The 9,330-nt window shown below is 66.7% G+C and carries 9 protein-coding genes; 5 read left to right on the top strand and 4 right to left on the bottom strand.

The features are described 5' to 3' along the window. A partial coding sequence (locus tag H7225_RS05850; RefSeq protein ID WP_290659849.1) for a PEP-CTERM sorting domain-containing protein occupies positions 1-564 on the top strand: 564 nt, incomplete at its 5' end. Positions 565-584: 20 nt separating this feature from the next. Here H7225_RS05850 and H7225_RS05845 read toward each other — a convergent pair. Beyond that, positions 585-1,799, bottom strand: a complete 1,215-nt coding sequence (locus H7225_RS05845; RefSeq protein WP_290659848.1) for a nucleotide disphospho-sugar-binding domain-containing protein — start codon at positions 1,797-1,799, stop codon at positions 585-587. Positions 1,800-1,875: 76 nt separating this feature from the next. Between H7225_RS05845 and H7225_RS05840 the strand changes: the two genes are divergently transcribed. From H7225_RS05840 to H7225_RS05830, 3 genes are all read left to right on the top strand, one after another. After that, the gene (locus H7225_RS05840; protein ID WP_290659847.1) at positions 1,876-2,778 is read left to right on the top strand and encodes a ParB/RepB/Spo0J family partition protein; all 903 of its coding nucleotides are present in this window, start codon (positions 1,876-1,878) and stop codon (positions 2,776-2,778) included. Between the two features lie 28 nt (positions 2,779-2,806). After that, positions 2,807-3,553 carry a class I SAM-dependent methyltransferase gene (locus H7225_RS05835; RefSeq protein WP_290659846.1) on the top strand — a complete coding sequence of 249 codons (747 nt, stop codon included), beginning with the start codon at positions 2,807-2,809 and terminating at the stop codon, positions 3,551-3,553. Positions 3,554-3,626: 73 nt separating this feature from the next. Beyond that, complete coding sequence (locus H7225_RS05830; RefSeq protein WP_290659845.1) at positions 3,627-4,166, top strand: flavin reductase family protein; 540 nt, start codon at positions 3,627-3,629, stop codon at positions 4,164-4,166. A 25-nt stretch (positions 4,167-4,191) separates the two neighbouring features. On the opposite strand, the gene H7225_RS05825 is transcribed toward H7225_RS05830, so the two are convergent. The 3 genes from H7225_RS05825 to H7225_RS05815 all read right to left on the bottom strand — a co-directional run bounded on the left by H7225_RS05825 (position 4,192) and on the right by H7225_RS05815 (position 8,767). Beyond that, positions 4,192-6,309 carry an ATP-binding protein gene (locus H7225_RS05825; protein ID WP_290659844.1) on the bottom strand — a complete coding sequence of 706 codons (2,118 nt, stop codon included), beginning with the start codon at positions 6,307-6,309 and terminating at the stop codon, positions 4,192-4,194. Positions 6,310-6,390: 81 nt separating this feature from the next. Beyond that, positions 6,391-7,545, bottom strand: a complete 1,155-nt coding sequence (locus H7225_RS05820; RefSeq protein ID WP_290659843.1) for a diguanylate cyclase — start codon at positions 7,543-7,545, stop codon at positions 6,391-6,393. 28 nt (positions 7,546-7,573) lie between these two features. Next, positions 7,574-8,767, bottom strand: coding sequence for a diguanylate cyclase (locus H7225_RS05815; RefSeq protein ID WP_290659842.1), 1,194 nt, complete (start codon positions 8,765-8,767; stop codon positions 7,574-7,576). 168 nt (positions 8,768-8,935) lie between these two features. Here H7225_RS05815 and H7225_RS05810 point away from each other — a divergent pair. Beyond that, positions 8,936-9,330: cytochrome b/b6 domain-containing protein (locus H7225_RS05810; protein WP_290659841.1), on the top strand; the 395-nt coding region annotated here is incomplete at its 3' end.

Raw genomic sequence — 9,330 nt, 5'->3', positions numbered from 1 at the left:
GGCAGCCCCAGCACTTACACCATCGCTGGCGGCCTGTTCTCGATCGACCTGGGTGTGATTGGCGCGGGTCAAACCCTGGCCCTGCAATACGACCTGCAAACCTACGCCCGTGGCGATGCCCTGGGCAATGGCAGCTTCACCACCCCCGTGCAAACGGTGACGGTGCCCGACCAGGTCATCTTCGTGCCTGAGCAGCGCTACACCGTGTACGACAACGGCAGCGGCTATGGCTACGGGGGTGACAGCGGCTACGGCGGCTATGGTGGCGGCTATGGCGATTCGCACGAAGTGGTGATCCCTGAGCACAACGAATTGATCCCCGGCTACACCTACACGGTGGGCGGCCAGACCTTCGTGGGCGAAGCCAGTGGCTCGCACGCCAACAGCGGCGACCCCTTCGGCATCACCTTCGCTGGTGGTGCGTATGACACGGGCGACCGTGCCGGCCGCTTGAGCAACGCAGTCACTTTCTCGGCCGTGCCCGAGCCTGAAGGCTATGCTTTGTTCCTGGCTGGGTTCACCGTGCTGGGCCTGATGGCGCGCCGTCGTCGCCACCAAGCCTGATCTGAGTCACCTGGGGTGGGTCAGCAGCTGGCCGCCCCCACCAGCGATTCAAACTCATCCACCAGTGCCAGCGTCTGGCCTTCGTGGGTGAATGCTTGGTAGTGATCGGCCACGGCCCGCGCGGCTTGCGTGTGGCCGGGCGCGCTCAGCATCTGCTGGATCAAGGCCTTGAAATCAATCGGCCGTTGGCGCTGCGCCGCATTCACGCCCGCCCCGGTGTCGTCCACACACCGCGCCATCAAAAACTGCTCGGCCTGCGTTGGCAGCAGCAGCACCGGCACGCCCGCCAGCAGCGCCTGGGCCAGGGTGGCTTCGCCCGCGTGGCAAATCACCAGCTGGCAGTCCGGGAAGGCCTGCCCCAGATTCACGGGGCCGCTGGCGTAGTGGATGTGGGCGCTGACCACAGGCGGTGTCATGCCGCCCGCCACTTCCGGCAAATAGCACAAGGTTCGGCACCCCAATTGCGCCAGCGCTTGCAGCACGGCCGCGTGGTCGGGGTGGGCGCTGCGCACGTAGGCGAACACGCGCGGGCCATCGCCCGGCGGCCAGGTGGGCGCTTGGCCACCGCTGGGCAAAAAGGTGGGGCCGTGGTAGCGCTCGCCCTCGGGCAGGGCGCCGCGCCGGTAGTGGTCCAACTCGGGCCAGGTGCACAGCAGCGGGCGCTCGCCACGCAGGATGGTGGCCAGGCGCTCAACGGGCGGGGCGCCGTTCATTTGCAGCACGGCGTTGACGTTGCGCAGCACCTCGCCTTCGGAGTGCTCGACCCGGCCCTTGGGGATCGGCTCCCAGTCGCGGAACAAGGGCAGGGGCGCGGTGTCGGGCGGCAGGTAAAAGCCGATGCCGACGGTGGCCACGGGGATGCCCAGAATGCGCGCGGCCAGGTAGGCGGTGGGGGCGTAGTCGGCCACCATCACATCGGGCTGGGTCAGCTCCAGCACGGCTTTCCAGCCTTGCACTAACGCGTTCAGCGCATCCACCCCGAAGTAGCCGTTGGCCAGCAGGATCTCGGCCAGCGTGGCCTGCGGATCGGGCAGGCCCACCACGCGGTGCATCCACACCGGGGCCTGCAAGGTGCGCACCTTCAAGTCCTTGAGCAGCGCGTGGGTGTGGACCAGCTCGCGCAGCATCAGGTCGACATGGTGTCCGCGCCGCATCAGCTCTTGCGTCAAAGGTTTGAGCCGGCCGGCGTGCCCCAAACCACCGCCTAATTCCCAGGACAACAAAAAACGGGCCATGATCGGTGCCCTCCGTGCAAAGTGGAGGTGGGGCTGAGAAGCGGCCATTGTAGAAACTGACGGACAATCCTGGCCTATGGCGACCAAAAAATCCAAAGGCCTGGGGCTGGGCCTGGAGGCCCTGCTGGGCCCCAAAGTCAGCGACACCCCACCGGCAGCGGCGGGCGAAGGCCCCCCCACGACCTTGAAGCTGTCGCTGATGCAGGCGGGCAAGTACCAGCCGCGCACGCGCATGGACGAAGGCTCGCTGTACGAGCTGGCCGAGAGCATCCGCACGCAGGGCATCATGCAGCCGATCCTGGTGCGGCCCATCGGGGAGGGGCGCTACGAGATCATCGCGGGTGAACGCCGCTCGCGCGCCGCCAAGTTGGCCGGGCTGACCGAGGTGCCCGTGCTGGTCAAGGATGTGCCCGATGAATCGGCCGCCGTGATGGCGCTGATCGAAAACATCCAGCGCGAAGACCTGAACCCGCTGGAAGAAGCGCAGGGCCTGCAGCGCCTGACACAAGAGTTTGGCATGACGCACGAGCAGGCCGCCCAATCGGTGGGCCGCTCGCGCAGTGCCGCCAGCAACCTGCTGCGCCTGCTGAACCTGGCCGACGCGGTGCAGGGCATGCTGATGGCCGGTGACATCGACATGGGCCACGCCCGTGCCTTGCTGTCGCTCGAAAAGGCCCAGCAGGTGACCACAGCGCACGAGATCGCGGGCAAGAAGCTCAGCGTGCGTGATGCTGAAAAGCTGGTCAACAAGCAGATCGGAGCCGGGCGGCAAACGCCCTTGCTGCGCGTCAAGGGCGACAAATCGCGCGACGTGCTGCGCCTGGAAGAAGAGCTGTCCGACCTGCTGACCGCGCAGCTTGAGATCCGCGTGAAGAAGCGCACCAAGCGCGGTGAGCAGGGCGAGTTGGCCATCCAGTTTGGCAGCCTGGAAGAGCTCAACGGCTTGATCGACAAGCTGCGCGGCGGCCCTGCGGCCTGACCCGCGCACGCACGCCAAGACGATCGGCATGGGGCCCTGGCCACTGCCCGCCTTGCTGAGCTGGGCCCTGGCCTGGGGCTTGTGCTTTGCCCTGCGCTGGGCGGGTGCGCCACTGTGGGCGGTGCTGGCCTTGCCGACGGCCTTGGGCGCTTTGCTGGCCTTGTTGCCGAAGGTGGCCGCCACACCCTGGCGGCGCGTGTTCGTGGCCGGTGGTTTTCCGCTGTCGGCCCTGGCGCTGGGGCAGGGCAGTGGCTTGCCCGCCTGGGCCTGGTTGGCGCCACTGGGCCTGCTGCTGCTGGCCTATCCCGTCAATGCCTGGCGTGACGCGCCGGTGTTCCCCACCCCGCGTGGCGCCCTGACCGGTCTGCCCAAGCACGCCCCGTTGCCCGCCCAGGCGCGCATCCTCGACGCCGGTTGCGGCATGGGCGATGGCCTGGCCGAACTGCACCGCGCGTATCCGACCGCCGAACTGCACGGCATCGAGTGGAGCTGGCCGTGGCGCCTGGTGTGTGGCCTGCGCTGCCCCTGGGCCAGCGTGCGCCGTGCCGACATGTGGGACGCCGATTGGTCGGGCTTCGACCTGGTCTATTTGTTCCAACGGCCCGAGTCCATGCCCCGCGCGGTTGAAAAAGCCCGCCGCGAACTCAAGCCCGGCGCCTGGCTGGTCAGCCTGGAGTTCGAAGCGGTCGATGCCAATGGCGTGCCGCTCAAGCCGCAAGCGCGTTTGACGCTGGAAGGCGGGCGGCCTGTGTGGATGTACCGACCCACGCTGTGACGATTGCCGGGCGGGCGTCTACACTGTGGCCTTGCCTTGGTACATGACCCGACAACGACCCCTCAACGCCCCGATGTCCCTGCCTCCAGACCCCGCCGCCGCCGACGCCGACACGCTCGCGCCCGTGAGCCCGCCATTCACGCCCGAAGAATTCCGCGCGGCCCTGGGCCAGTTCGCCACCGGGGTGACCATCGTCACGGCCCGCACGCCCGAAGGTGTGCTGGTGGGGCTGACGGCCAACTCCTTCAACTCGGTGTCGCTGTCACCACCGCTGGTGCTGTGGAGCCTGGCGCGGCAATCGTCCTCCTTGCCGGCCTTTTTGTCGGCCACGCATTACGCCATCAACGTGCTGGCGGCCGATCAGCGGCAATTGGCCGAGCGTTTCGCGCGCAAGGGCATCGACCGCTTCGAGGGCGTTCAATGGCGCGAAGGCCTGACCGGCGCGCCCGTGATCCCCGGGGCGGTGGCGGTGTTCGAGTGCGCGCACCGCAGCCACCACGACGCGGGCGACCACGTCATCTTCGTCAGCCAGGTGGCACATTGCAACCGCCGCATCGGGGCAGCGCCGCTGGTGTTTCACGGTGGGCGGTTTTTCAGCGAACTGAACTGGTGATCCGCCCGAGCTGGGCCCGTGCCGCTCAGCCTTCGTTGGCCGATTCCTCGTCGCCCTGGGCGATCAACTGCTCGGCATAACGGTCCAGCAAGGTCAGCAGGCGGGCCACGTCCAGCGGCTTGGTCAGGTAGTCCAGAAACCCACGCTCACGCGCCGCGCTGATCTGATCGGGCATGGCGTCAGCCGACAGGCCCACGCGCGGGATGCCGGCGGTTTCAGCCCGGCGCGCCAGCACATCAGACACGTCCAGGCCGCTCATGTCGCCCAGGTGCATGTCCAGCAGCAGCAGGTCGGGCGGGCAGGCGCGCGCCATCTGGATGGCCTCGGCGCCATTGCGCGCCACCTCCAGGTGCCACTTGGGCCGCATGTTCATCACCTGGCGCACCAGCTCCACGTTGACCACGTTGTCCTCGGCATAGAGCAGGGTCAGGGCGCCGGGGTTCAGCGCGTCGAAAGCGCCCCAGCCCGATCGGGCGCCCAGGCGGCCATGGGCGGAATCGGCCGCCTGCGATTGGGGGTTGAGCGCAGCGGGCAACCACACCCGAAAGCTCGAGCCGATGCCCACCTGGCTGCTGATCTCGATGCGGCCACGCATCAGGTCGATCAGGCGCTTGACGATGACCAGGCCAATGCCGGTGCCCTCGACCGAGGTGCGCTCGGCGCCCAGTCGGTTGAAGGGCTCGAACAGGTGGCTTTGCTGCTCTTCGCTCAAACCGCGCCCGGTGTCGCTGACCGTGATGACCACATAGGAGCGCACCCCCTGCGCCTCGATCATGACGCGCCCGCCGGGCTTGTTGTACTTCACCGCGTTGCTCATCAGGTTGACCAGGATCTGGCGCAGACGCACCTGGTCGGCCTTGACGAAGAGGTCGTCGGCGGGCGGCGTCAGCAGCAGTTGCACATCGCTGTGGGTGACCTGGTTGCTGACCAGGGCCACGGCTTCTTCCAGCACGCTGGACAGGCGTTGCGGCTCCAGGCTCAAGGGCAGGCCGCCAGCCTCGATGCGGGAAAGGTCGAGCACGTCGGTCAGCATGGCCAGCAGGTGGGCGCCCGCGCGCTCGATGTGGCTGACCTTCTTGCGCTGGATGTCGTTGATCGGGTTGGTGGGGTCGACGCGCAGCAATTGCGCAAAACCCAGCATGGCGTTCAGCGGCGTGCGCAACTCATGGCTCATGCGCGACAGGAAGTCGGTTTTTTCCTTGTTGGCGCGCTCGGCGGCTTTGGCCGATGTCATGGCCTCTTCGAACTGGCGGCGCTCGGTGATGTCCTCACTCACGGCCACAAAGTGCAGGGGCTGGCCCCGCGAATCGCGCACCAGGGCGACCGACAGCATCACCCAGACCACCTGCCCACCGGGCCGCACGTAGCGTTTCTCCAGGCTGTAGCGCTGGCGTTGTCCTTCCAGCGCCGAGGCTTCCAGGGCTTCGTCGGTGGTCAGGTCTTCGGGGTGGGTGATGTCGCGGTGGTTCAACTGCAGCAGCTGTTCTCGCGTGTGGCGGGTGATCTCGGTGAACCGGTGATTGACGTCCATGAAGCGGCCATTCAGCGCCAAACGGGCGATGCCCATGCCTGCCGCGTCGAACAACTGGCGGTACTGCTCTTCGGTGCTGCGCAGGGTGTCGCGCGCCACCACCAGGGCGGTCAGTGCCTCGCGTTGGCGCTGCTCAGCCTGCCAGGCCGCGAGGCTGCCGGTGACCAGAGCCAGGGCGGGTGTCAGTTGTGCGGCGAGCAGCTCGCTGTAGCCCCCCGGGCGGTTGGACAGGCCCAGGATGCCGATCAGCTGGCCGCCACGCAGCAGGGGCAGGGCCATGAGGCCTTGCACCCCCGCGATGACTTGGGCGTCCACCTGGTTGTTCACCACCGGCCCACCCGTGTCGAGCACGGCGGCCCACAGGGTGGAGGGCGTTTGACGAGGGTCGTTGGGCCAGATCAGGGGGCCGGCGCTGTGCAATCGCCATTGGCCGGAGGCGGTGTCGACGAGGTCACCGATGAAGCCGCAAGGGCTGCTGGTGAAGGCCATCAACTCGGTCAACTGGGCCTGAACCAGGTCCCAGCCGGACATGCCCCGCCCGTCCACGGTGGCCAGGCGGCTGAAAAGTTGGGCGAGGGTGTCGTCGCAGGCGGAAGCAGAATGGCTGTGCATGGATCTGAAGGTCAGACACCACCGGAGCTTCACAGCCGGGCCTCGGGAGGTGGTGTACCCCGGGGCTCAGGCTCAACTGTCTCACACTTGCCGGGCATCGGCCAGTGTGTTTGCCTGGGCCATGGCGGGGGCGAGTTGGGCGACGGTGCGGTTGCGGCCCTGGGCCTTGGCGGCGTACAGGGCTTGATCGGCGCGCTCCAGCGTTTCCCGCAGGGGTTCGCCGCTGGGGTGGTTGGTGAGGCCGGCCGAAAAGGTCACGGGCAGGCCGCTGGCGCCCGGGCCGTGCTGGTGGGTCCGCAGGCACTTGGCGATGCGCGTGAGCGCGGCCTGGGCGCTGTCGGCTTGCTCGTTGGGCAGCAAGAGCAAGAACTCCTCACCGCCCCAGCGTGCCAGCACATCGGTCTGGCGCAAGGCTTGCAAGGCCGCCACGGCGAACTCCTTGAGCACCTGGTCGCCCGTGGCGTGGCCGTGCAGGTCGTTGACGCGTTTGAAGTGGTCCAGGTCGATCAGGGCCAGGCAGAAGGGTTCGTGGCTGCGCAGTTGCATCGAGGCCGCCTCTTCGATGCGCTGTTGCATGTGGCGGCGGTTGACCAGGCGGGTCAGCTCATCGCGCGAGGCGACCTCTTGCAGCAGGGCCAAGGCGTGGGCCAACTCGCCTTTTTGCGCGATGAGCCGCGCGCGCATCTGACTGACGTAGTAAGCCACGCCCGACACGGCGGGCAGCGTGCCGGCGGCCAGCACGAAGCGGATGAACTCCAGCCGGGCGTCGATGTGGGGGTTGTGCATCGCCATGACGGCCATGATGATGCCCAGGCTGACCACGGTGAAGATGCCCAGGATCACCACCTCGCGCGCCTTCAGCGAGAACATGCCGAACACCAACACCAGGGCCACCAGCATCAGCACCGAGCTGCGCACTTCGCCGGTGATCATGTAGGCCCACAGGATGGCCACGGTGGCGTACAGGCATTGCGGCAGGTCCATCCCCGGGTTGCCCAGCCGCGAAGACCAGTCCGTGCGCACCAGCACGTAGAAGGTGGTCATGCCCACCCAGATGTAGGTCAGTAGCCACAAGCCTTGCTGGCGGGCCACCAGGCCGATGTCGATGGCGAACAGCAGCAACAGCGAGCTGATGCTGTAGCCATAGAAGGCGATCATCGCCAAGGTCACGCGCAGGCGGACCTTGCGTTCGGTGCCCAGGACGAGGTCGCCGATGCGGGTCAGGGCAGGGTGCATGGGTGGTGGGTCTTCGCGGCGCCCAGCTTCAGCTCACGGTGTCGGAGGCGCTGGGTTGCTGCTGGAGGGCGTCCATGGCGGCTTGGCTGTCTTGCAGTTCGACCGGGCTGGCCTGGACCACGGTGCGGTTGCGGCCGTCGCGCTTGGCCTTGTAGAGCGCCTTGTCGGCGCGCTCGATGCAAACGTCCAGCTTCTCGTCGTCGCAATAACCGGTCAGGCCGGCCGAGAAGGTCGCAGTCAGACCGGGTTGGCTGGGCGCCATGACGATGGAGGCCAGGTGGGTGCGGATGCGCTCCAGGCCGATGTTGGCCAGTGCGGGCGAGGTGTCGTTGAGCAGCAGCAGGAACTCTTCGCCGCCCCAGCGCGCCAGCACGTCGGTGTCGCGCATCACTTTTTGCGCTTCTTCGGCGAAGTGGCGCAGCACCTCGTCGCCCACGCCGTGGCCATGGGTGTCGTTCACGCGCTTGAAGTGGTCGATGTCCAGGATGGCCAGGCAGAAGCGGTGGTGGCCCGAGCGCTGCAGGCGCTTTTGATGCTGGTCCAGCACATCGAGCATGTGGCGGCGGTTGACCAGGCCAGTCAACTCGTCGCGGGTGGCCAGCACCTGGATGCGGGTCAGGGCCTCGGCCAGCTCGTTCTTCTGCGCCTTCAGCTTTTCGCGCATGTTGCTCAGCTGCACCGCCAGCGACGAGATGGTGGGCACGATGGCCACGGTCATCCAGAAGTGGGCGAACTCCAGCTTGAAGGGGTAGTGGACCGGGTCGGTCTGGATTTTGATGCCCATGGCGATGCCGATGATGACCACGGTGTAGGCCCCGGCGATCATGGCGCCCTTGGCCTTGAGGTTGAAGATGCCGAACACCAGCACCAGGGCCAGCAGCATCATGGTGGAGCCATGCACCGGCCCGGTCAGCGAATACGCCCCGACGATGATCGTCAGGGATGACAGGATCTGCGGCAGGGTGAGCGAGGGATCCTGGAAGCGCAGGTTGATGCCCGAGCGCAGCACGGCGTACCAGAACGCGATGTTGCCCACGCAGGCGGCCGACAGCAGCAAGGCGTCGTCCAGGTGCATGTAGCCGACGTAGTAAGCGTAGACCTGCAGGCCGATGCACAGCAGGTATACCGTGGCGGCCATGAGCGAACGCTTGATGCGAAGGCGCTGCTTGGGGTCGGCGCCGAACGCCGCGATGAAGAGCCACTTGAGTGCAGGTGATCTCATGGGGTTTACATGTTGTCTGTAGTGGGTTTCGGCAGCAATCGGGCCAGCTTAAGGGCAATGTGAATGTTCAAATTTCTTGAAATAGCGCGTTAACTCAGTTCAACCCCGGTGACTGACCAGGCGCTAAGCTGTGGTCATTGCCTCGCACCTGACCCAAAGGCGAAGAACATGGACGACAAGGGACGCTACACCGGCTTGGCCATTGCCCTGCATTGGCTGCTAGCCTTGGCCATCCTCACGGCGTTTGGCGTGGGGCTGTACATGACGGGGCTGGGCATGTCGCCCACCAAGCTCAAGCTGATCAACTGGCACAAGTGGGCGGGGGTTTCCATCCTGTTCCTGTCGGCGGTGCGCTTGCTGTGGCGCTTCACGCATCGCCCACCCGAGCTGCCGGCCGGCATCCAGCGTGCCATGCCCGCCTGGCAAAAAGTGGCCCATCACGGCACCCACTGGCTGATGTATGGGCTGTTTTTTGCGGTGCCCCTGATTGGCTGGGCCTACAGCTCGGCCCACGGTTACCCCATCGTGTGGTTCGGCGTGTTGCCCCTGCCTGATTTCGTGCC

The sequence above is a fragment of the Aquabacterium sp. genome, from assembly GCF_014378415.1.
In the GTDB taxonomy this organism is placed as follows: domain Bacteria; phylum Pseudomonadota; class Gammaproteobacteria; order Burkholderiales; family Burkholderiaceae_C; genus Aquabacterium.
This window is presented reverse-complemented; position numbering and strand designations above follow the sequence as displayed.